The organism is Desulfoluna sp. HI9BLuna, from assembly GCF_056829775.1.
In genome coordinates, this window is record NZ_CP186555.1 from 2,722,181 (window position 1) to 2,744,668 (window position 22,488).

Consider the following 22,488-nt stretch of genomic DNA (forward strand, 5'->3'; position numbering starts at 1 on the left):
GCAAGGGGCAACAACTTGTATCAGGATAGCTTTCGTTCCCAGGCTCCGCCTGGGAATGATGCACGGAGGCTCTGCCTCCACCATTGAGAGCGTTTCACCCTGTAAATGTATCCTTTATGCCGCTCTGCTTCATTCAAGGCGATACCTCCAAACCACGTGAGGCAAAACATCGCAAAAACGGGTTGCCCCCGGCGTACCTTCCAGGGTCACACAAAGGCCCTGCACCGGCTTTGACGTTTTCATTTTCCGTCAGCGGTGTTACAACACGTGGAAATTGTGCTTCTTTTTTACCAAACGCATTCCACGGGAGGAGATTTTCATGGTCATTGATTTCCACACCCATGTGTTTCAGGACGAGGTGATACAAAACCGCGCCGCCCACCTGGCCGACGAGCCCGAATTCGCCCTGCTCTACGAATCCCCCAAGTCCGCCATGGTGGACGCCGAGGCCCTCATCGCCGTCATGGACGAAGACGGGGTGGACAAATCGGTGATCTTCGGGTTTCCCTGGCGCAGCGAAAAAAGGTTCCGAGACAACAACGACGCGGTCATCGAGGCGGTACGAAACGATCCGGACCGGCTCATCGGCATGGCCTGTTTTGACCTGGGCGCCAAGGGTGCGGCCGCCGAGACCGCCCGCTGCCTGGATGCAGGGCTCAAAGGGGTGGGGGAGCTTGCCTTTTACCACTCCGGCATCGATGCCGAGGCCCTTGACCTCATGGAGCCCGTCATGGGGCTCTGCCGGGAGGCAAATGTGCCCGTGGTGATCCACACCAACGAGCCCGTGGGCCACGCCTACCCGGGCAAGACCCCCATCACCTTGGGGCAGATCTACAACCTGGCTGCCCGGTACCCGGACAACCGCATCGTCCTCTGCCACTGGGGCGGGGGCATCTTCTTTTTCAACCTGCTCAAGAAAGAGGCCAAAAAGACCCTTTCCAACCTCTGGTTCGACACCGCCGCCTCCCCTTATCTCTACGATGCCGAGATCTACGAGGCCGCGGCCCGCCTTGCAGGCGAAGACCGCATCCTCTTCGGAAGCGACTACCCCCTCATCCGGCCCTCCCGATACATCAAAGAGGTCGAAGGCCACGTGGCAGATGAGGCCCTGAGGCAAAAAATCTTAGGAAAAAACGCTGCGGACCTGCTGGGAATATAAAACACCGGCAAAAAACGTGCCTCCGGCGGCGAGGTGAGCCACCTCGAAAGCATATTGCCCTTGCGTTTTGTCCCTCGTTCCTCGGGCCAAAGCGCAAGGGCCTTTGGCTCGGGCTTCGCCCGACGCGAACGCGGATGGTTTATGCGGGCTGATTCACAATCTTCGACATAACAGGATACGTTGTTGCAACTTGTCCCTTGAAGATTGAACCCCACTGCCACCTACGGATCGCTTTAAAAAAAAGCTCCGCAAAAACGTTCCGGTTGACTATCCGATATGTTTTCGCTGGTCCCAGGCGTTCACAAGACCTATTTGTCTAACTTTTTAAAAGTTTGGCCCCCGGCAGGGCCGCCGGAGGCATTTTTGATTTTCCTTGAGTTTACCCTGAACACAAACGAGACCATCCATGAAGAGTTATCGAAAAGAGCTTTGGTTTGAGGTGCCTGCCCGGCGGGCCTTTATCAACATCACCCCGGACGTGGAGTCCTGCCTGGCCGAGAGTGGAATAAAGGAAGGCCTGGTGCTGGTCAACGCCATGCACATCACGGCCTCGGTGTTTATCAACGACGATGAAAAAGGGCTCCACCACGACTACGAGGTATGGCTGGAAAAGCTGGCGCCCCACGAGCCGGTGAGCGGGTACCGCCACAATGTGGGGGAGGACAACGCCGACGCCCACATGAAGCGGCAGGTCATGGGCCGGGAGGTGGTGGTGGCCGTCACCGAGGGCGCCCTGGATTTCGGCACCTGGGAGCAGATTTTTTACGGCGAATTTGACGGCAGGCGCCCCAAGCGGGTCCTTGTGAAGATCATCGGAGATTAGGTATGGCCGGTTATGATGAGATGGCACCCGGGGTGTTCCGGATCCGCCAGCAGGTGCGCAAGGGCTGGGGCCCTTTCACCATGAACCTCTACGCCCTGCCCGGAAAAGACGGGCTCCTCTTTGACGCGGGCTCCGGCACCAGGGGGGCTGTGGCCCATGTGGCCCGGTGTCTCCTGGACCTGGAGAGCCGGACCGGCTCTCGGGTGCGGCAGGTCCTTCCCAGCCATGCCCACTGGGACCATTTTTCCGGGGCCTCGGCCCTGGCGGAGCGGCACCGCATGACAGTGCGTCTCACCGAGGCCATGGTGCCCCTGGTCCGAACCCGGGCGTGTTATCGGGCAGCGTACCGGGAAGGGGCAAGCGCCCTTCGTCCCAGGGCAGGTGCCGTGAAAGAGGCCTTAAGATCTTTGGGAGGCCGCCTCATGGACGAGGCCTTTTCCCTTTCCATGGGCATCCGGGCGGTCACCGGGCCCTTTTCTCCCCTGGCCGTGGGAGACCGCCTTGAAACCAACGCCGGCACCTGGGAGGTCCTTGCCGGTCCCGGCCACTGCGACGTCCACATCATGCTCTGGAATGAAGAGGCGGGCGTCCTTTTGGGCGGGGACAACGTGTTGGCGGACATCACCACCTGGCTGGGTCCGCCCCGATCCGACCTTGTCGCCTACCAAAAAACCCTGGAGACCATCCGGGAGTTGCCCGGCCTGCGCCTCATCCTCCCGGCCCACGGGCGGCCCGTCACCGATCCGGTCAAGCGCACCACCCATCTTATCGCCCACCGAAAAAAACGGCTGGCCGAGATCCGGGAAAAGGTGGAAACCGCAGGGCCCGAAGGGCTCACCGGCCGGAGCCTGGTCCGAGACTACTACCCCCGCATGGCCCCCCTGAAGCGAAGCATTGCCCAGGGCTGGATCGAGGCCACCCTCCTCTACCTTCTCCGGGAAGGAGACCTGGCCCGCACCGCAGAAAAGGGTCTCTGGCGGTACCATACGCCGTAAGGAAGCGCTCTCACCGCAGCATACCGTATTTCAAGCATTTACATTGCCACGGCTCATGGGGTAGACTCCGCCAATCGTGTGAGGTTCACACGGATAAAAGCGCAGGTTATCGTAACCCCATCATCCATTATGGAGAGTTCAAGAGTTCATGGTATGGCTTCGTTTGTTCACGGTATCGTTTTTGGGATTAACCGGGCTTGGCGCCCTGTTGCGGGTGTTCTTCTACCTTTGCCATCGGGAAAGTTTTGCCGGGCTCTCCGCCTCCAAAGCCGCCTACAGCCTGATCTGGGGCCTTCGGTTTGACCTGGCCCTGGCGGCCATTTTTACCCTTCTGTGCCTCCTGCTGGGGGCCGTGCTGAGCCTTAAGAAAAAACGATGGGTTTTAGCCCCCCTGGGCCTTGCCGCAACAGCCATTGTGGCTCTCCAGACCTCGGACATCATGTATTTCCATGATGCCAGCCGGCACATCGGCTACGAACTCTCCGACGCGGCCACGGACTTTGGGAGCCTCGTGGCCACGGCCTTTACCCAGTACGCCTCCGTCACCCTGGGAGGGTTCATTTTGCTGGGGCTGGCCCTTGGGACCATCTTCAAAGCCCGGGGCTGGGTCCTCAAGGAGACCCCGGCCCGGCTCGGACTCATCAAGGGGGGCCTGGCCAGCCTGGTGGTGGCGGCCGTCCTTGTCATCTCCGTACGCGGTGGGGTCACCGGCCTTCCCATGAAGCCCCTGTTTGCCTACAAAATCGGGGATCCTGTCCAGGCCACCCTGGCCCTTAACGGCGGCTACAGCGGCCTCTATTACCTTTTTCGCAACCGGGACAAGATAACCCAGATCCCGATGCCGGACCCCGTCTCCACAGACGACCAGCGAAGGATCCTTGCCCGTCTCTACCCGGACGCCCCCACCAAAGAGTCCCTGACTTTTCGGCCCGTCAACGTGGTGGTGCTCCTTCTGGAAAGCTGGCCTGCGGCCCTGATGAAGAGCTACGGGTACGAGCACGAGACCACCCCATTTTTCGACAACCTCGCCACCCGGGGACTCCGGGCCGACGCCATGGTGGCAGGGGGGCATCGCACCACAGAAGGGATCTTCACCACCTTCTGCTCCTACCAGAACCCGTTGGGTCAGAGCCTGGCCAAGAGCCAGCTCACCACCTACCCCTACCGGAGCCTGGCCCAGAGCCTTTCGGACAAAGGCTGGAGCACCCTCTTTTTCCAGGGAACCCGCAAGGACACCAGCGGCACCGGGGCCTTTGCCCAGAGGCTGGGGTTCCAGGAGAGCTACGGCAAGGAGGAGATCAGTGAGCGATCCTTAGGCACCAACCGCTGGGGGGTTTACGACCAGGACCTCTACGCCTTTATCCTGAAAAAACTCAAGGCCACAAAGCAACCCTTTCTGGCGGGGATCAACACCTGCACCACCCATGACGACTCCCTGCCCCCTTCGGTGACCCCCGCCTTCGGCATGGACACCCCGTTGAACCGGAACTTGAGCGTCCTGCGCTTTGCTGACGAGGCCCTGGAAGGGTTCATCACCGCTTACGAGGCAGACCCCGCCTTCGGCCCCACCCTCTTTGTCCTGCTGGCCGACCACACCGCAAAGGTCACAGGGCCGGCCCTGACCCAGTACCTCATCCCCTTTACCCTCTTTGCCACCGACGGCTCGGTGGCCCCCGGGGCAATCAACGCCCTGGTCTCCCAGCGGGACATCGCCCCCACCGTGGCCCACCTGCTGGGGGGTGAGATTCCCGCCTTTACCGGCCGATCCCTCTTGAAACCCGGCCCCCGGGCTGCCGACTACTACCACCATGGCCTTCTGGGCTGGGTGGAAGGGGACCACGTGGTGGAGATCAACCTCCTTGGGTCAGGGGAGACAAAAACCTACCTGCGCGAGGGCCCCCTGGACCCGCTCTTTGAGGTGACCCCCGATGCCGTCCACGACCGCATGACTCGAGAGGCCCTGGCCTTTACCCAGCGCTCCCAGGACCTGCTCTTTAAAGGCAGGACCCTGGAATTTTTCGACCTCTTCAAGGAGTAAAGGCTCCCGCCCATGCTGCCGGCACCTTCCGCCGGCAGCGGCCACCCCAGGGCGTCCCCTCCTCACTTTTTCCTACGCAAATCCCATGGTTTGAGCTACTATGGCAGTGACAAGGGCCCACCTGCCAGGCGGCCCTTTTGCCCCTTCAAGGCGGCCACGCCAAGGCCCTGGGCACACGCTTTCCCACAGAGCACGCCAACCCGACACCCCAAGACACACCCTTCGGGGGCCTCCCCGAACAGACAAGGATATGCCATGAACCGTTCCGACAGAATGCTTCGCTCCCTGGTCTATTCCCCGGTGGACAACCGGGAGGGGTACGACACCCACATCCCCATGATGAGCCGCATCGTGGGCGGCGCCGTGCGCTCGATTTTTCAATACAAAAACATCATGAAAGAGGTCTCGGCCATGCCCGGCTCCACCTGGGCCCAGTGGAGCCACGACACCCTGGAGGCCACCGTCACCCGCCCCATCCGCACCCACGCCCAGGTGGCCTCCATGCGGGGGGACAACCCGGACACCTTTGTCTACTCCGATGAGCTGGTGGAGCGCCTCTACGCCTCCATGCTCCGGGACGTCACCGGAGAGTTCATGGATGAAACCGGCCACTTTTCGGAAGATAAAGCCCGCCAGGTGATGGTCACCAGCGCCCTGAGGCGCCGGTTCAGCCAGCAGGTGGAAAACTTTCGCTACCTGGAGTGTGCCTACGGCACCTTCGGCCTCTCGGCCCTGAAAGCCCTGCGGGAGCTCCTCACCACCCTGGTGATGGCCGTCACCGAAGAGCGCGTCGACGGCCCCCTGCCCTACGCCGAAGGCGAAACCCTCTCCTTTGAGACCTACCTCACCATCGCCAGAAAGCGCCTGGAGAACCTGTTTCGTCACGACGCCTTTTACGTCAAGGACTTCTCCGAGCGCACCACCGGCGGCATCATCGGGGTCTCCCCCTACGAGGTGGTGAAGGGCTCCCGCCTGGGGCCCTGCACCCTCCGGCGGTACCTCACCCTCCAAGGGGCCAAGGCCCCCGGCCGCATTCTCTACCTTGCCAGCCCCCTGATCAACAAGCCGGACATCTTTGACCTGGCCCAGGGGAAATCCGTGGTGGAGGCCCTCCTGGCACGGGGCTACCGCATCTACCTCAACGACCCCGGGGAGCCTGGAGAAAAATCCGACGGCCTGGACCTGGATTTTTACGGAAAAACGGTCCACGACCACAACATCGAGCTGATACAAAAGGAACATCCGGGGGAAGAGATCTGTGTGATGGGATACTGCATGGGGGGGACTCTGCTGCTCCCCTGGCTGGCCCGACGGGCCGAAGAGAAAAGGGCGCTGAAAGCGCCCATGGACATTGTCAAAATCGCCCTCATGGCCTCCCCCATCCGGTTCAACGACGGGATGAGCGGCCAGGGGCCCATGCGGGACGTGATACGGCACGATTACGACCCGGCCCTCATTGCGGAGATGTACGGCGGGGTGGGGGTGCCACCCCAGATCATCGATGCGGGCATGAACGAGATCCAGCCCGGGGTGCGGTACTTTGTCAGGCGGGGATTTTACCAGCGGGCGGGAAAGGCGGAAGAGCTCCTGGAAGCGGCCCCCTTCTTTTACTGGCTCACCCACGGCACCCGGTTCGGCACGCGCTCCCACCTCACCTGGATCGGCGATCTCTTCATGGACAGCGCCATCGAAAAGGGGACCTACCCCCTCTCCTCTCCCGTTCCGGAACTCCACGGCAAGCCCGTGTCCATGACCTCCCTCTCACGCATGGGCGTGGCCCTTTTCGACTACCGGGGAAAGCGGGACCCCATCTCCCCGCCGGGGGCCTGTGTGTCCAGCGAGCTGTGGGGAACCGAAGAGAGACGAACCGAGACAAAGGGGGGGCTGAACCGAACCATTGAGAAAAACGCGGGCCACATCTTTGTGGTCAGCCGTCGGCTCCTCTCCGAGTTCATTGAGAGCGTGGACGCCTTTTTCCAGGGGTAACGGGCATGGAAAAAGGCCATTTGAGGGGGCACGGGCTTGAAGGCCTGCGCCTGGCCTGCGTCAGAGAGCGGCCCCTGTCTCCCGGATGAAGATCTTATGATCCACCAGGGAGAGGGACTCGATGGCCCCCTTGATGAAGCGCTGCTCGCCGAAAATATTGATGAGCTTGAGTTCCCCCTCTTCCGTGGGAACGGCCACGTCCACCGACTCCATAATCAGTTTCGGCTCGCCGTCGGTAATGATATAGGCACTGGCTTCACACATGGGATACCTCCGTTTACGCGATTCATCCGGCAACCATTTCTACGTTTATCCATAAGGGCATGAACCCTGCAGGGTCCATGCGCGCGTCAATCGCCGGTGTCATACTGAAACATGCCGGTCTCGCACCGTCAAGAAAAACACCGCATAAGCGGCGCTGGCTGCGAGGGCATCAGTTCAACAGGGTTTTCAACCCCGATTCAATCAACTCATCCACCAGGTGGGGCAAGGGAGCCTTGTGCACCCCCACCACCTCCACGTTGTCCTGGGACAGGGGCAGCAGCACCTTTCTGGCCGAACAGCCGGAGATGGCCTCGGCCATGGCCGGAGTCACCTCCCCCATAAGGGCATGGGCCATGACAATCCCCAAGGGCCCGGTGGCCACATCGCAATGCTGGACGCTCCGGACAATGGCGTTTTCTCCGGACGCCCCACGGTTGGCTCCGGCCTTAAGCATCTGCGCCGTGGCCACGGCGTTTGTGCCCAGGGCGATGATCTCCACCTTCTCGGCAAACAGATCCTTGATTCGTCTGATGATGGCGCTTCCGATGCCGCCCCCCTGGCCGTCAATGACGCAAATTCTCAGCATGGCGAATTCTCATGTGTCTGGCGGTCGATAAAAAAGCCGTCGTTTCCGGTGACAGCCCAAGGCCCTAACCCCCTTCGTTGCATACCCATTGGTATCAAACCCGCCTCCTCCCCGTCAATGCCGTCGCGTAAAAATCGCAGGCCCCGAGATGTGCGGAGCCTCCCACGCCAGACAGTCCCTTTATCCCTCTACTTGGTGCAGGCACCCGGTTTCGGGCAGCCTCGCAACGCAGAGAAACGGGCCCGTTTTTTCCTATCAAAAGGAATCAAGAGTTGAAAAAAAATTGATATTCCGGCAAAAATGAGAATTTAAATTAAGGACGTGCTTGAAAAGGTGATCCTTTTCTATGCACCACCCGGCGAAGGGACCCTGGAGAACACAAGGAGCCCCTCAAAGAAACTTCGCAGCCGGAGCGCCCCTGGCCCGAGAATCCCGTTGTTGCATGTTCCACGGGCAGGGAAAGGAACGTTGTTCCTGCTATCATCCACCATCGGTTCGTTTCCGGCGGCCATGACACACTCCAAACAGCGTGCTGTTCTATGTCTTATATTGAAGCGTTACATCTCATGCGGGACCCCTTCGACGACTACGTGGACGAGGCCTCGTTTTTTCCATATACCAAGCTCATTGAAACCGTCGCCCTGGTGCGCAACCTGATGGAGGCTCCCCACAACGTGGTCCTCATCACGGCTGATCCGGGGGGAGGAAAAACCCTCCTGCTCAAACAGGTGCTGGCCGCAGATGAAGAGAGCTGGAGTGTCTGCACCCTCCAGCTGCCCACAGGCTGCGCCCCGTTGCGGGCCTACACCATGATGCGTGACGACCTGCCCGTCATCATGGTGGACGACGCCCACCGCCTGGAGCCCGACGCCCTGGCCGCCCTCATCAAGCAGACCACCGATGAGGGGGAGCCGCGCCAGTTCAAACAGGTCATCTTAACGGGGCTGCCCCACACGGCCGCCCTTTTGGACACCCTGCGCCACCTGGTTCCCGGCCATGACGGCATCCGTGAGGTTCCCCTGCCCCCCATGGGCCTTGCCGAAATGACGACTTACCTGGAAGGGCGCCTGCAGTCCGCGGGGCACCAGGGAGAACTGCCCCTCACCGACGGTCAGGTGATGCGCATTCACCTCAATTCCGGGGGATACCCCGGAGCGGCCAACGCCGAAGCCGCCAAAGAGCTGGCCCAGGAGTACGCCGGCGCGGCCTCGACGCCGTCCCCCAGAAAAGGGCTGCTGGGACGGTTTTTCAAGCGATAGGCCCTCTGACCCTTACAGACGGGGCCGCCCGCACAAGGGCTGCCCCACCACCGGAGACGCCATGGAGATCCTCGACCTGTCTGCCCCGCTGGATTCCGACACCGCCTGGGCCCCCTGGTGGGCCCGTACCCGTGTCAAACGCCAGGGCCATCGCTTCGGCGCCCTGACCGTCTTTCTTCTCACGGGCCTGACGCCCCGGTTCCTGCGCCGCCGCCTCGGCTGGGCCAACGACACCCTCTCCCTCTCCTCCCACGGCACCACCCATCTGGACGCTCCCTGGCACTACGCCCCGGACGCCGGGGGCAAGCGCGCCATGACCATCGACGAGGTTCCCCTCTCCTGGTGCTTTTCCCCGGGTGTCTGCCTGGACATGAGCCACAAAAAAGACGGGGAGGCCATCACCGAAGCCGACATCACGGCCTGGGAAGAGACCCGGGGGATCACCATCACCGCCGGGACCATCGTGCTCATCCGCACGGGCATGGACCGGCTCCTGGGAGATCCCGCGTACTTTACCGCCGGTCCCTGGGTCACCCGGGGGGCCACGGCCCTGCTCACAAAACGGGGGGTCAAGATCACGGGCATCGACGCCTGGGGGTGGGACGGTCCCCTCTCCCACATGGCAAGGCGCGCCAAAACCGGAAAGGGTGAGTTCTGGGAATCCCACTACCAGGGGGCCGAGACCCCGTACTGCCACCTGGAGCGCCTGGCGGGCCTCCACCGCCTCCCGGACCAGGGCTTTACCGTCTGCTGCTTCCCCTTGAAGGTCAAGGGCGGCTCTGCAGGGCCGAGCCGTGTGGTGGCCCTCATGCCCGACGGCGAGGAAGGGCCCCTCCCATGACACCGACACGGGCTCCCCGCCCTCTCCCCACCCATCGCCGCGCCGGTCCCTTTGCCCGGCTCTGTGCCGCCCTGCTGGTGCTCCTCATGCCCTTGACGGCCCGGGCCGCAGCCCTGGTCGTCACCGACCTTGAAACCAGCCTCTCGCCGGGTTCGTCCCTGCTCTGGCATGCCGACGCCGAAGCAACCCTCACCGTCACCGAGGCGGCCCGTCCCGACACCCTCTTTGCCCCCCTGGAGAATCTGGAATACGCCTTCGGGTTCATGGGCTACCCCCTGTGGGGCCGCCTCACCCTGAGCAACCGGGGCGACGCCCCCTTTGACGCGGTCATCACCATCGACTACCCGCCCTTAGACGAAGTGATCTTCTACCACCCCGGCCCCGAAGGCTTCGAGCGTGAGATAAGCGGCGACACCCACCCCTTTGCCCAGCGGCCCCTGGCCCACCCGGCCGTGGCCTTTCCCGTCACCCTGCCCCCGGGGGAGACCACCGTCTTTCTGCGCATCACCACCCGGGGCGCCATGGTCCTGCCCGTCCGGGTCTGGAACGCCGACGCCTTTCCCGCCACAAACCGTGGTGGCCCGCCCCTGTCGTGGCTCTTCTACGGGGTCATGCTGGCCATGGCCGCCCACGCCCTCTTTGCCTTTCTGGCCACCCGGGAGGGCACCCGGCTCTCCCTGCTGCTCTTTGCTCTTGCCCTGACCCTCCACGCCATGGTCCACGCCGGTCACGCCTTTCAGTTCCTCTGGCCGGAGGCCCCGGACTGGGCCAACACGGCCAACCCCCTGCTTCTTGCGACCGCCACCTTTTTTGCCCTGCTCTTCTCCCGGGGCTTTCTGGAAACCCGCACCCTCTGCCCGGACCTGGACCGCCTCATCAAGGCCGGGTTGATACTCTGCCTGGGCCTGGCCGCCTGCGCCCCGATCCTGGACTACCGCATCATCAGCCAGTGGACCACGGTCACGGGCATCGCCACCGTCCTGGTGATGCTGGCAGGGGGAGCGGCCATGGCCGCCAAAGGGGGCCGCCCCACACGCTTTTTCCTGATGGCCTGGCTCCTCTTCCTGGCCGGGGGCGCCCTCTCGGCAGGAAGCCTCTACGGGGTGGTGCCCTTAGGCCCCCTCTCCCGCTGGGGCCTGGAGATGGGCTACGGCTTCCTGATCCTTTTTCTCTCCTGGGCCATGCACGACAAACAGCAGGCCCGGCAGCGCCAAAGCACCGAGTCCGTCAGGGCCCTCCGGGACTCCGAAGAGACCTACCGCAGCCTGGTGGACAACGCCAGGGACGGCATCGTGGTGGAGGTCGACGGCCGAATCACCTACGCCAACCAGGCCATCATGACCATGTGCGGCTACGAAGGCGAGGCCTTCTACACCGTGCCCGTCATTGACCTGTTCGCCGACGCGGACACGGGGCGGGTTATGATGGATGACAGGCTCCGCGCCCGGCGCCAGGGGCAGAGTCCCTCGGGCCAGTACGAGGCACGGCTCCGCCACAGAGACGGCGATATCATCGACGTCATCATCTCCGAGACCCCCGTCACCATGGGCGGGCGCCCGGCGACCATGGCCATCGTCACGGACATCACCCGGCAAAAGCAGGCCGAAGAGAAGATCAACCGGCAAAACGAAGAGCTCACCGCCCACCGCAACCGCCTGGAAGAGCTGGTGGCCGAGCGCACCGCCCAGCTGGAAAAGGCCATCGGCAGCTCCGAGCTGGCCGTGGAAGAGGCCAAGGAAGCAGCCGTCACCAAGAGCACCTTCCTGGCCAACATGAGCCACGAGATCCGCACCCCCATGAACGCCATCATCGGCATGAGCGACCTGGTGATGCGCACGGACCTCACCCCCCGCCAGCGCGAGTACCTGGGCATCATCCGCTCCTCCTCGGGCTCGCTGCTCCAGATCATCAACGACATTCTGGACTTTTCCAAGATGGACGCGGGCAAGCTCCGGTTCGAGGAGATCCCCTTTCGCCTGGCCGAGGTGGTGGAGGCGGTCACCGACCTGTTCATCGAGAGCTGCGTGAGAAAAGAGATTGAGCTGGTGGTGGACATCGACCCGGAGGTGCCCGACGAGCTCATCGGGGACCCCTTGCGCTTTCGCCAGGTGCTGGCCAACCTTCTCTCCAACGCCTTTAAATTCACCGAGGCAGGGGAGATCGCCATCACCGCCACCTGCCTCCGGCAGGAAGAGCACCACGTGGAGCTCTTTGTGGCCGTCCGGGACACGGGCATCGGCGTGGACCCCAAGCGGTCGGACCGCCTCTTCGAGGTGTTCAGCCAGGCCGATGGCTCCACCACCCGAAAATACGGCGGCACGGGCCTGGGCCTTGCCATCTGCCGCAACATCGTGGAGCGCATGGGCGGGGCCATCTGGGTGGAACAGGTCCACGGCGGGGGAAGCCGGTTCTGCTTCACCGCCCGCATCCGGTTCATGGACACCCACGCCCAGCCCACCCTCATCCCCCATGAGATGCGAAGGGGAGCCGTGCTCCTGGTGGAAGACAACACCGCCACGCGCACCGTCCTGGCCCGCGACCTCACGGGCTTCGGCTTCACCGTGGCAGAGGCCGAAAGCGGGGAAGAGGCCTTGAAGCACTTTCGAAAGGGGAGTTACCCCCCTTTGAGCCTGGCCGTCATCGACCTGCAACTGCCCGGCATCAACGGCATCGACACGGCAACGGACCTGGTGAAAAGCGGCGGGGCAGACAGCCCCCGGGTGATCCTCATCGGCCCCTTTGGCCGGGAAGAGGAGGTGGTCCGGGCCCGGCGCAGCGGCTTTGCCCACTTTCTCATCAAGCCGGTCAAGCCCTCGGCCCTGTTCGACGCCGTCATGGAGATCTTCGGTGCCCCCCGCACGGCCACCGGCCCGACGTCCTCTTCGGCCGCCCCCAGGGACCTGAGGGGCCTGTCCGTGCTCCTGGTGGAGGACAACCCGGTGAACCAGATGGTGGCCAGCGAACTCCTCAAAGGATGGGGCATTGACGTCACCGCCGCCGCCAACGGCCTGGAAGCGGTCAAGAAGGTGGAGACCCACCCCTTCGACCTGGTGCTCATGGACCTTCAGATGCCCATCATGGACGGCCTGGAGGCAACGGCCATGATCCGGGACAACCTGGCCATGCCCGATTTGCCCATCGTGGCCATGACCGCCCACGCCATGCAGGGAGACAAGGAACGCTGCCTCCACGCGGGCATGGACGATTACGTGGCCAAGCCCATTCACCGGGAACGCCTCTTTGAAGTCATCGCCCGCCACACCGTGGGAACCGACGCACCGGCCCACCACGACACGCCCCTTGCCGGAGGATGCGTCCTCGATTTCGACGCCGGGGTGGAACGGTTGGGCTCCGAGGCCCTCTACGACCGGGTGCTCCAGCGTTTCCAAGTCGAGTACCGGGACTTTGCCACCAAACTGGCCGACCTTCTGGACGCCTCAGACCTTGCCGCCCTGCGCATGGAGGCCCACGCCCTCAAGGGGGTGGCCGCCAACATCGCCGCCGACATTCTCTCGGCCGAGGCCGCAGCCATGGAAGAGACCGCGGCCCGGGAGGATCTTTCCAGCGCCCGGGAGCTGGAACCGGCCCTTTCCCGGGCCCTCTCCCACGTGCTCTCCGCCGTGGAGACCCTGGAGCGGCCAGCGGCCCCTGCCCCGAAAGTCCCCGCGTCTCCGCCCGAAAAGGCCCGCGACACCATGGTGGCCCGCCTCCGGGACGAATTGACCGAGGCCGACCCCGTGGGCTCAGCCGAGACCGTGGGGGCGTTGATCCGGCACCTGCAGGGCAAAGAGCAGGAGGCGACCCTTGCCGCCATGCAGGAGGTCGCAGAGCTCATCGACGCGTACGACTTCGACGGGGCCCGGCACCGACTCGCCCTGCTCACCGGATGATCCCCCTTTCCAACCCATGGGGATATGTGGTAGAAAACGAAGCCCCATGGGGGCCTTTACGGCACGGAAGTGCCGCCTGCTTACCCACAACAGACAAACAGATACGAATCGCATGACGAACCCAACCATACTGACCCGTCAAGGGTTCCCCTTTGCCTTTGACCCCGCCGCCTGCGAGACCTGCGGGGGGCGTTGCTGCAACGGGGAGTCCGGAAACATCTGGGTCACCCGGGACGAAAGCCGGGCCCTGGCCGATGCCCTGGGGATGACCCCGGAGGCCTTTGCACGGGACTATTTAAAAAAAGTGGGATACCGCGTCTCCATCGCAGAGCGGCAGGAGGGAGAGAATTTTGCCTGCCTTCTCTACGACAGGAACAAAGGGGGGTGTTCGGCCTACGAGGCCCGTCCCGCCCAGTGCCGGACCTTTCCCTTCTGGGACTACTTTCGGGAGAGGCCCCACGAGGCGGCGGCGGAGTGCCCGGGCGTCATCCTTGACGAAAGCAGCCCGGACCATCGCTGACCATGGGAATAAGAAACCGGCGGCTGGCCGATCAGGCAAGGGAGATGGAAAGGGGCACCACATGAAGGGCCCGGGAAACCTCACGGGTCCGGCCGATGCGCCACTCCCCGCAGGTTGCGGACTCGCCCAGGGCGGCGTCGATTTTGGCCACCAGCCCCTTAAGGTTGATCAGGGGGTGCCGCGTAAAGACCTCGGGCAGGCCGTAGGTGAGGCTGCAGACAAGGCATTTGCCCGGCCTCTGGCTCAGGTGCAGCTCGAACTCAAGGCTCTTGTCCCCTTCGCCTGCATAAACCAGGGAGATATCGTAAGCCCCGTCTTCGGCATCGCCGTAGAGTGCTTCAAAAAACTGGTCGGAAAGATCAGCCGGAAATACCTCAGCGAGAAAATCGGCAGTAAACAGGGACCGAAATGTATCCGTGCTCATGGGTGGGTGCTCCTTGGTCATGTTTGATTATGAGTTACAGGTGATCCCGGTGAGTTACCATCGGAATCCCACATGATTTTTGAAGGAAAGAAACCATATACCACGGAAAAGCCGCCGGTCAAACAAAAAGCGCCCCGAAACCCGGTATCAAGAGCCCGAGGATGTTGACCAACGACGTGTGACAAACCAATCAGGAGTGTGACGATGCTTACCGCATACAGACAAAGCGAGGCCCAACGGCAAGAGATGGGAATTCCCCCGAAACCCCTCACCGACGCCCAGGTGACAGCCCTGTGCGAGCTCCTTGCGGATCCCCCCGCAGGCCAGGAACAAGAGCTCCTGGACCTTCTCACCCACCGGGTCCCCCCCGGCGTGGACCCGGCCGCAAAGGTGAAGGCGGAGTTTCTCGCAGCCCTTGCCCAAGGCGAGCAGAAAAGCCCCCTCATTGCCCCCAAAGAGGCCGTGGCCCTTCTGGGCACCATGGGGGGCGGCTACAACACCGGCGCCCTCTTTGACCTTCTGGCCCACCCCGAGCTGGGCACCCCGGCAGCCGACGCCCTGGCCCGCCTTGTCATCGTCCCGGACGTCTTCGACAAGGTGGTGGAAGCCGCCAACAGCCTGCCCGCAGCGGAGAAAGTCCTCTCGGCCTGGGCCGACGGCCTCTGGTTCACCGAGAAAAAGGCCCTGCCCGAAGCCCTAACCGTGACGGTCTTTAAAGTGGACGGCGAGTGCAACACCGACGACTTCTCCCCGGCCGGAGAGGCCTGGAGCCGCCCGGACATCCCCTTGCACGCCTTGTCCATGCTCACCAGCCGCGACGAAAACGCCCTTGCCACCATCGAAGAGCTCAAGGCCAAGGGCCACCCCGTGGCCTTTGTGGGCGACGTGGTGGGCACCGGCTCCTCCCGCAAGTCCGCCACCAACTCCCTGCTCTGGCACATCGGCGACGAGATCCCCTTTGTCCCCAACAAGCGTGCAGGGGGCGTGGTTCTGGGCGGCAAGATCGCTCCCATCTTCTTCAACACCCTGGAAGACGCAGGGGCCCTGCCCGTGGAGTGTGACGTCACCGCCCTTGCCACCGGCCAGGTGGTCACCATCCGCCCCTACGAGGGCACCGTCACCGATGAAACCGGCACCGTGCTCTCCCGCCTTGCCCTCAAAACCGAGGTGCTCTTTGACGAGGTGCAGGCGGGTGGCCGCATTCCCCTCATCATCGGCCGCAACCTGACGGCCATGGCCAGAAAAGCCAAAGGACTTGAAGACAGCGACCTCTTCCGCGCCACCCCGGTGGCCGCCGACACAGGCAAGGGCTTTACTTTGGCCCAGAAGATCGTGGGCCGCGCCTGCGGCATGGACGGGGTCCGCCCCGGCACCTACTGCGAGCCCAAGATGACCACCGTGGGCTCCCAGGACACCACCGGCCCCATGACCCGGGACGAGCTCACCGAGCTGGCTTGCCTCTCCTTTGCCTCGGACCTGGTGATGCAGTCCTTCTGCCACACCGCCGCCTACCCCCGGCCCGTGGACATCGCCATGCACGACACCCTCCCCGGCTTCATGACCAGCCGCGGGGGCGTGGCCTTAAAGCCCGGCGACGGGGTGATCCACTCCTTTTTAAACCGCATGATCCTGCCCGACACCGTGGGCACCGGCGGCGACTCCCACACCCGTTTTCCCATGGGGATCAGCTTTCCGGCTGGATCCGGCCTGGTGGCCTTTGCCGCCGCCATGGGCCGCATGCCCCTGGACATGCCCGAGTCCGTGCTGGTGCGCTTTACCGGCACCCCCAAACCCGGCATCACCCTGCGGGATATCGTCAACGCCATTCCCCTTGCCGCCATTGAAAAGGGCCTGCTCACCGTGGCCAAGGAGGGCAAGAAGAACATCTTCTCCGGCCGCATCTTAGAGATCGAAGGGCTGGACCACCTCTCCGTGGACGAGGCCTTCGAGCTCACCGACGCCTCGGCCGAGCGCTCGGCAGCAGCCGCCACCATCCGCCTCTCCGAGACCCAGGTAAGCCGCTACCTGAAATCCAACGTGGCCCTCTTAAAATCCATGGTGGCCCAAGGCTACGAAGCCAAAGCCACCTTAGAGGCCCGCATCGACGCCATGGAGGCCTGGCTCAACGCCCCGGCGCTTCTCACCGCCGACACCGATGCCGAGTACGCCGAGGTCATCGAGATCGACCTTGCCACCCTCACCGAGCCGATCCTCGCCTGCCCCAACGACCCCGACGACGTCAAGCGCCTCTCCGAGGTCACCGGGACCCCCATCGACGAGGTGTTCATCGGCTCCTGCATGACCCACATCGGCCACTTCAGGGCCGCCGCCGCCCTCCTCGAAGGAGACGGCGAAGTGCCCGTGCGCCTCTGGATGACCCCGCCCACGGTCATGGACAAAGACCAGCTCCGACGCGAAGGCCTCTACAACCCCTTGTGCCGCGCCGGCGCACGCATGGAGATCCCCGGCTGCTCCCTGTGCATGGGCAACCAGGCCCGCGTGGCCCCGAACACCACCGTGCTCTCCACCTCCACGCGCAACTTCCCCAACCGCATCGGCGACGGCGCCAACGTCTTTTTAGGCTCTGCCGAACTGGCCGCCGTCACCGCCCGTTTGGGCGAACTCCCCGACCCCGCCACCTACTTCTCCGAGATGGCGGCCCTTGAGGGGCGGGAAGGCGAGATCTACCGCTTCATCGATCTCTCGGAGGACAAAGAATAAAAAATCCAGGGGATACATCCCCTGGACCCCAGGGTCGCACACGCTCCGGGGCTCGTTCCTCGTCCCGTCACATGTGCTGACGGGCTGCGCCCGTGGGACATTGCCCGCCATGGGTGATGCTTTCTGGTAAAAAAATCAAAGGGCCCTTTTCCGAAGCGGGAAGGGGCCCTTTTTGATTGACGCTCTAAATACCCGGACAAAAACAGATCGCTTATACGGAACCGCCTCAAAACACCGGCACAGCAGGCCTCCTTGGGGAGACCTGAACCTAGCGTTTAAACTCCCGGCCAAACTGAGACACACCCTCACACCCCACCAGCTCCGCCGCATCCCCCACGCGGAGACCTTCCCGATCAATCAGGAGCCCTGCCTTGTTCAGACGTGTTTTTTTCAAGTATCGCAAGGGACTCTCTCCGGTCACCTGCTGAACAAAGATATGTCAAAAAGTATCCGATTTCCGTGATTCTGTTTATTGAAGCCAGCCGCCTATCGACCTACAATCACATCAAATCGATACCATCAGCCCCATATGACGTCCCATGTCATGGGTCAACGCCATGCCGCTGATGTCACAACACACGCTTTCCATAAGGACGAAGCATGACATCCCGTATCCATAACAATTTTTCCGAAGGCGACTCTTCAAGGGCGAAAGCCCGGTTAAACGGGGCCCTTTTCATGACCTTGCTGGGCCTCACCGGGTGCACCCAGCTCTGCAGCAAGCCCCTCGACATCAACCAGCTAACGGCCCCTGAAGAGTTCAGCCAGTACTCTGACGGGACATTTTTCAACGAGGAAGAAACTCGCCTGGCAAAACCAGGGGGATATGTTGGTATGCTCAAAGCCTATGTCATGGGAAAGGAGACACGATTTCCCGAAACCGAGCCACCGTCTCACCCCCGTGCATCCGCAGAAGCCATCAAAAGACAAGCCAGCGGTCTTCATGCCACCTGGGTGGGACACGCCACCGTGCTTCTTCAGGTGGACGGGCACACCATCCTCACCGACCCCATGTTCAGCAGGCGAACGTTTCCCCTTGTCGGTCCCAAGCGGTTCCTGGCGCGGCCCCCCATCACCATTGACCAGCTTCCCGACATCGACGTGGTCCTCATCTCCCACAACCACTACGATCACCTGGACAAGGCCAGCATCCGGCAATTGATCCCCAAGGTGGGGCATTTCATCGTGCCCTTAAAGGTGGGGAAAAAACTTGCGGCCTGGGGGGTTTCCCCTTCGTCCATCAGCGAACTGGCATGGTGGGATGAAATCTCCCCTGTGCCGGGCCTGACCCTCACCGCCACCCCGGCGCGTCACTTCTCCGGCCGGGGGCTCAGGGACGGCAACAAAACCCTCTGGGCTTCATGGGCCATCTCCGGCCCTTACCACTCGGTGTTTTTCAGTGGCGACTCAGGCTACACCTCGGCCTTTAAAGCCATCGGCGAAAAGCTGGGCCCCTTTGACCTCACCCTCATGGAATGCGGGGCCTACAGCCCATTCTGGCCCGACATCCACATGCAGCCTGAAGAGTCCGTTCAGGCCCACCGGGACGTTCAAGGTGGGGTAATGGTTCCCATCCACTCCGGCACCTTCAACCTTGCGATCCACGACTGGTTCGAGCCCATGGAGCGCGCCCTCAAGGCCGCAGGAAAAAAGGGCGTGCCCCTTGCCACCCCCATGGCCGGAGACACCGTGACCATCGGAAAGGCGCTGCCCCAAACAGCCTGGTGGAGGCCCAAGCAAGCACCCGGCTTTGCCAGTTCCACGGCTCTGGCAACCGAAACCGACTAAACATACCTACGCCGTAAAAAGAGGAAAAAATGAAAAAGTCAGAAAAGAACCCCTTCGGCCCCAAGGGCTGGACCCCTGAACGCCTGCCATCCCTAAAGGGAAAAACATACGTCATCACCGGTGCCAATGTCGGTGCGGGCTTTGAGGCAACGAAAGTCTTTGTCGGCAAAGGCGCAAAGGTGGTGATGCTGTGCCGCAATCCCCAAAAGGCCAAGACAGCCATCGCAAAGATCAAAGACCAGTTCCCTGCTGCAGATGTCTCTTTTATCCAGCTGGACCTGGCCTCGCTGGACTCTGTCCGCCAAGCCGCAGAGACCGTCAACAAAGAGGTTCCCCAGATCGATGCCCTCATATGCAACGCGGCCATCGCCCAGGTGGCAAAGCAAGAGCTCACCGTGGATGGCTTTGAGAGCCAACTGGGGGTGAACCATTACGGGCACTTCCTCTTGTGCGGGCTCCTCTTTAACCATGTGGAAGCCTCCGGGGGACGCATCGTTGTCGTCGGGAGCCTGGGGTACCGGATGGGGCTCAAGCGCATTCAATTTGAAGACCTTGACTTCAATAGCAACTACGTTCCCATGAATACGTACTCTCACAGCAAGCTGGCCCAGATGGTCTTTGCATACGAGTTGCAGCGACGTATCACAGACGCCGGGAAACAGGTGCAGGTGTTGGTGTGCCATCCGGGGGCGGCGCGAACCACCCTGGCCCAGGAAGAAGCCAACCTGACCACAAAAATACTGTTTAAAATCTTGTCTCCCTTTGCGCAATCCGCCGAAAAAGGCTCGTGGCCCGAAGTCCTGTGCGCCACGGAAGAGGGCCTTGAGCCAGAAGCCTTTTATGGCCCCACAAAAAGGGGGGAAATGGCCGGTCCCATCGGCACATGCAGACTCCTTCCCCATGTGCTGGATCGCGGGGTGGCCGAAAAGCTGTGGACCGTTTCTGAAGAGAAGACCGGCCTGGCATGGTCGCCATAGCAAAACGCCGGGTTCAGGGTGCCCAGGCCATTGCAACCTTGAAAATTGCCAATGGGGCACACCAACGGTATGATGAGACGTAAAAGATCCATGTGTCGGATGGTCACACAAAAAAAGCACAGGGATACGTGAGCCTTATGCAAAAAGTGCATTTCGGAAGTATTGCGGACTACCATACATTCTTCAACCTACCGGCCCCCGAGCACCCCATGCTCAGCGTGGTTACCTATGACGGCTCTGACGATGTGAGCCACCATGCATGCATTCCGTCGGAGCCCTTTGCCTTGTCCACGGATTTCTACTCCATCTCCCTGAAAACCCTTGTTTCCGGGGAGCTGCTCTACGGCCGAACCAAGTATGATTTCCAGAACGGGACCATGATCTTCACGGCTCCAAGGCAGGAGCTCGTCGCACGAAATCTTGTGGTCAGCTCACAAAGTGCCACCATCTGTTTTCATGAGGATTTCATCGAAGGACACGCGATACGAAACCGTATTAAAAAATGCGGTTTTTTCTCCTACACGATGAACGAGGCCCTCCACCTCTCCCCCAGGGAAGAGCTGCTGGTTCAGTCCATCTTCAAGGTCGTGGAAGCGGAGTATCAAAACAACCAGGATGAATTCAGCAAAGAGATCATCCTGTCCCAAATCGACACCCTGCTGAAGTACGCAAGCCGATTCTACAAACGCCAGTTTATCCACAGGTCGGATCTGTCAGGAAAGCTCCTTCGAAAGTTCGAGACCAAGGTTGCCAACTACTTTGAGTCCCATCGTTTCCTGGAGGAGGGCCCCCCGAAACCCGCTGACATTGCCAGGGAAATGAAGGTGTCCCCGCGTTATTTAAGCGACACCTTAAAGGTGGAAACGGGAAAAACAGCCAAGGAACTGATCCAGCTCGCCCTCATTGATGAGGCAAAGGACCTGTTGCTCGAGCCTCAGCGCACCGTATCGGAAACCGCGTATCAGTTGGGGTTTGAGTACCCGCAGTATTTTTCCCGCATGTTTAAAAAGAAGGTTGGTATGACGCCCTCTGAGTTCAGAAAGCAGTATGCCGTTCATTAGCCAAGGCGGCGCTTACCCACGGCCGATGCCCTGTCCTTGCCACCTGCTGAAAGCGACTGGGTGATCGTAGATCAGCCAGCACGTCGAATGGAAGGGAAGCTTGTGATTGGGAGAAGCTGAAGGAATTTGCAAAAAAACAAAAAAGCCCCAACAAGTCACCTTGTTGGGGCTTTATAAGCGATGGTGGCGGAGAAAGAGAGATTCGAACTCTCGATGGGCGTTAACCCATACGCCCTTAGCAGGGGCGCGCCTTCAGCCACTCGGCCATTTCTCCGCATCATTTGGCGGAGGAGGTAGGATTCGAACCCACGGAGCTTTGACACTCAACGGTTTTCAAGACCGCCGCCTTCGACCACTCGGCCACTCCTCCACTCAAATTCACTCGGACTAATTACCATTAGATCCGGCAGAGGTCAACAGCTTTGTTGGACTATTTCCCCCAAAGGGAAAACAGCCCGGAACCAGCCCCCAAAACCCCTGATCCCTTCTGTGTGTTGACATCGAAAGATTTTCGCTTATTATTATGAACTGATGACCCCCCGAGGGGCCCACCTGGGACCCTGGCGGGTTTTGCCTATCGCCGCGGCTAAAATGTCGGGGGAAGCCCCCGCAGATGGTAAGCCCGGCGTTTTTTCTGGGGCCTGCCCATACCCAAAGCAAAGGCCCCACCTTATATGATAAAGAGTCTGTACCTTCTGTCCCGACGGCACGCCGGGCGGAACAACCATTCGGAGATAAACCATGGATCAAAAGTACGTCGTTGACAAGGACCTTGAAGCAGGCACCCTGACCCTAAAGGAGATGGCCGAGACCGATGTGGGCAAATTCAGCGTTCTCCACCAGGAGAGCTTTCCCCTGGAGGTCGTGGAGGCTGCCCTGCCCGGGGGTGCCGACGCCCTCATCGCCATGTTCCGCAACCACGACTTCTTCCCCCCCGCCTTCTCCGCCAACACCCTGGCCGAGGGGATCCTCTCCATGTTCGGGGCAGACGAGAAAACCACCGTCAAGATCGCCTTTTGCGACAACGACGCCCTGGAAAGCGCCCAGGAAGAGCCCCAGGAGGCCCTGGTCACCGACGAAAAAGAGCTGGTGGAGATCGACAAGCTCTTAGACGACACCGACGAGACCAGCACCCCCGAAGTGGAGCCGTGATCCG

The 22,488-nt window shown here is 61.7% G+C and carries 18 protein-coding genes and 2 tRNA genes; 14 read left to right on the forward strand and 6 right to left on the reverse strand.

Features of this window, described 5'->3' with window-relative positions:
• The first annotated feature begins 319 nt into the window (after positions 1 to 319).
• From ACOYW0_RS11080 to ACOYW0_RS11100, 5 genes are all read left to right on the forward strand, one after another.
• Positions 320 to 1,159, forward strand: a complete 840-nt coding sequence (locus tag ACOYW0_RS11080; protein ID WP_482418500.1) for an amidohydrolase family protein — start codon at positions 320 to 322, stop codon at positions 1,157 to 1,159.
• Between the two features lie 406 nt (positions 1,160 to 1,565).
• Entirely contained in the window at positions 1,566 to 1,982 is a 417-nt protein-coding gene (locus ACOYW0_RS11085; RefSeq protein ID WP_482418501.1) for a secondary thiamine-phosphate synthase enzyme YjbQ, read from the forward strand.
• 2 nt (positions 1,983 to 1,984) lie between these two features.
• The gene (locus ACOYW0_RS11090) at positions 1,985 to 2,977 is read left to right on the forward strand and encodes an MBL fold metallo-hydrolase (protein WP_482418502.1); all 993 of its coding nucleotides are present in this window, start codon (positions 1,985 to 1,987) and stop codon (positions 2,975 to 2,977) included.
• A gap of 148 nt (positions 2,978 to 3,125) precedes the next feature.
• Positions 3,126 to 5,015 carry an LTA synthase family protein gene (locus ACOYW0_RS11095; RefSeq protein WP_482418503.1) on the forward strand — a complete coding sequence of 630 codons (1,890 nt, stop codon included), beginning with the start codon at positions 3,126 to 3,128 and terminating at the stop codon, positions 5,013 to 5,015.
• Positions 5,016 to 5,270: 255 nt separating this feature from the next.
• A complete protein-coding gene (locus ACOYW0_RS11100; protein ID WP_482418504.1) occupies positions 5,271 to 7,001 on the forward strand; it encodes a hypothetical protein in 1,731 nt (576 codons plus the stop codon).
• A gap of 60 nt (positions 7,002 to 7,061) precedes the next feature.
• On the opposite strand, the gene ACOYW0_RS11105 is transcribed toward ACOYW0_RS11100, so the two are convergent.
• The gene (locus tag ACOYW0_RS11105) at positions 7,062 to 7,265 is read right to left on the reverse strand and encodes a CooT family nickel-binding protein (RefSeq protein ID WP_180138051.1); all 204 of its coding nucleotides are present in this window, start codon (positions 7,263 to 7,265) and stop codon (positions 7,062 to 7,064) included.
• Between the two features lie 169 nt (positions 7,266 to 7,434).
• On the reverse strand, positions 7,435 to 7,851 hold the full coding sequence (locus ACOYW0_RS11110) for a DUF3842 family protein (protein WP_482418505.1): 417 nt from the start codon (positions 7,849 to 7,851) through the stop codon (positions 7,435 to 7,437).
• A gap of 539 nt (positions 7,852 to 8,390) precedes the next feature.
• Between ACOYW0_RS11110 and ACOYW0_RS11115 the strand changes: the two genes are divergently transcribed.
• The 4 genes from ACOYW0_RS11115 (at position 8,391) to ACOYW0_RS11130 (ending at position 14,361) form a co-directional block, all read left to right on the forward strand.
• Entirely contained in the window at positions 8,391 to 9,110 is a 720-nt protein-coding gene (locus ACOYW0_RS11115; protein ID WP_482418506.1) for a hypothetical protein, read from the forward strand.
• A 61-nt stretch (positions 9,111 to 9,171) separates the two neighbouring features.
• Positions 9,172 to 9,951: a cyclase family protein gene (locus ACOYW0_RS11120; RefSeq protein ID WP_482418507.1), complete on the forward strand. Its 780-nt coding sequence runs from the start codon at positions 9,172 to 9,174 to the stop codon at positions 9,949 to 9,951.
• Complete coding sequence (locus ACOYW0_RS11125; protein WP_482418508.1) at positions 9,948 to 13,841, forward strand: response regulator; 3,894 nt, start codon at positions 9,948 to 9,950, stop codon at positions 13,839 to 13,841. The genes ACOYW0_RS11120 and ACOYW0_RS11125 overlap by 4 nt, the downstream gene beginning before the upstream one ends.
• Before the next feature lie 112 nt (positions 13,842 to 13,953).
• Entirely contained in the window at positions 13,954 to 14,361 is a 408-nt protein-coding gene (locus ACOYW0_RS11130) for a YkgJ family cysteine cluster protein (RefSeq protein ID WP_482418509.1), read from the forward strand.
• Between the two features lie 31 nt (positions 14,362 to 14,392).
• On the opposite strand, the gene ACOYW0_RS11135 is transcribed toward ACOYW0_RS11130, so the two are convergent.
• Complete coding sequence (locus ACOYW0_RS11135) at positions 14,393 to 14,785, reverse strand: pancreas/duodenum homeobox protein 1 (protein WP_482418510.1); 393 nt, start codon at positions 14,783 to 14,785, stop codon at positions 14,393 to 14,395.
• Between the two features lie 204 nt (positions 14,786 to 14,989).
• Between ACOYW0_RS11135 and acnB the strand changes: the two genes are divergently transcribed.
• Positions 14,990 to 17,506 carry a bifunctional aconitate hydratase 2/2-methylisocitrate dehydratase gene (gene acnB, locus ACOYW0_RS11140; RefSeq protein ID WP_482418511.1) on the forward strand — a complete coding sequence of 839 codons (2,517 nt, stop codon included), beginning with the start codon at positions 14,990 to 14,992 and terminating at the stop codon, positions 17,504 to 17,506.
• Positions 17,507 to 17,774: 268 nt separating this feature from the next.
• On the opposite strand, the gene ACOYW0_RS11145 is transcribed toward acnB, so the two are convergent.
• Positions 17,775 to 17,927, reverse strand: coding sequence for a helix-turn-helix domain-containing protein (locus ACOYW0_RS11145; RefSeq protein WP_482418512.1), 153 nt, complete (start codon positions 17,925 to 17,927; stop codon positions 17,775 to 17,777).
• 179 nt (positions 17,928 to 18,106) lie between these two features.
• Between ACOYW0_RS11145 and ACOYW0_RS11150 the strand changes: the two genes are divergently transcribed.
• From ACOYW0_RS11150 to ACOYW0_RS11160, 3 genes are all read left to right on the forward strand, one after another.
• Entirely contained in the window at positions 18,107 to 19,294 is a 1,188-nt protein-coding gene (locus ACOYW0_RS11150; RefSeq protein WP_482418513.1) for an MBL fold metallo-hydrolase, read from the forward strand.
• A 29-nt stretch (positions 19,295 to 19,323) separates the two neighbouring features.
• Positions 19,324 to 20,271: an SDR family oxidoreductase gene (locus ACOYW0_RS11155; protein ID WP_482418514.1), complete on the forward strand. Its 948-nt coding sequence runs from the start codon at positions 19,324 to 19,326 to the stop codon at positions 20,269 to 20,271.
• A gap of 137 nt (positions 20,272 to 20,408) precedes the next feature.
• On the forward strand, positions 20,409 to 21,332 hold the full coding sequence (locus tag ACOYW0_RS11160) for a helix-turn-helix domain-containing protein (RefSeq protein ID WP_482418515.1): 924 nt from the start codon (positions 20,409 to 20,411) through the stop codon (positions 21,330 to 21,332).
• A 184-nt stretch (positions 21,333 to 21,516) separates the two neighbouring features.
• Here the strand turns inward: ACOYW0_RS11160 and ACOYW0_RS11165 are convergent.
• Positions 21,517 to 21,606, reverse strand: a tRNA-Ser gene (locus ACOYW0_RS11165).
• 8 nt (positions 21,607 to 21,614) lie between these two features.
• Positions 21,615 to 21,702: transfer RNA gene (locus tag ACOYW0_RS11170), tRNA-Ser, on the reverse strand.
• Between the two features lie 371 nt (positions 21,703 to 22,073).
• Between ACOYW0_RS11170 and ACOYW0_RS11175 the strand changes: the two genes are divergently transcribed.
• Positions 22,074 to 22,484, forward strand: coding sequence for a hypothetical protein (locus tag ACOYW0_RS11175; RefSeq protein ID WP_482418516.1), 411 nt, complete (start codon positions 22,074 to 22,076; stop codon positions 22,482 to 22,484).
• Positions 22,485 to 22,488 lie beyond the last annotated feature (4 nt).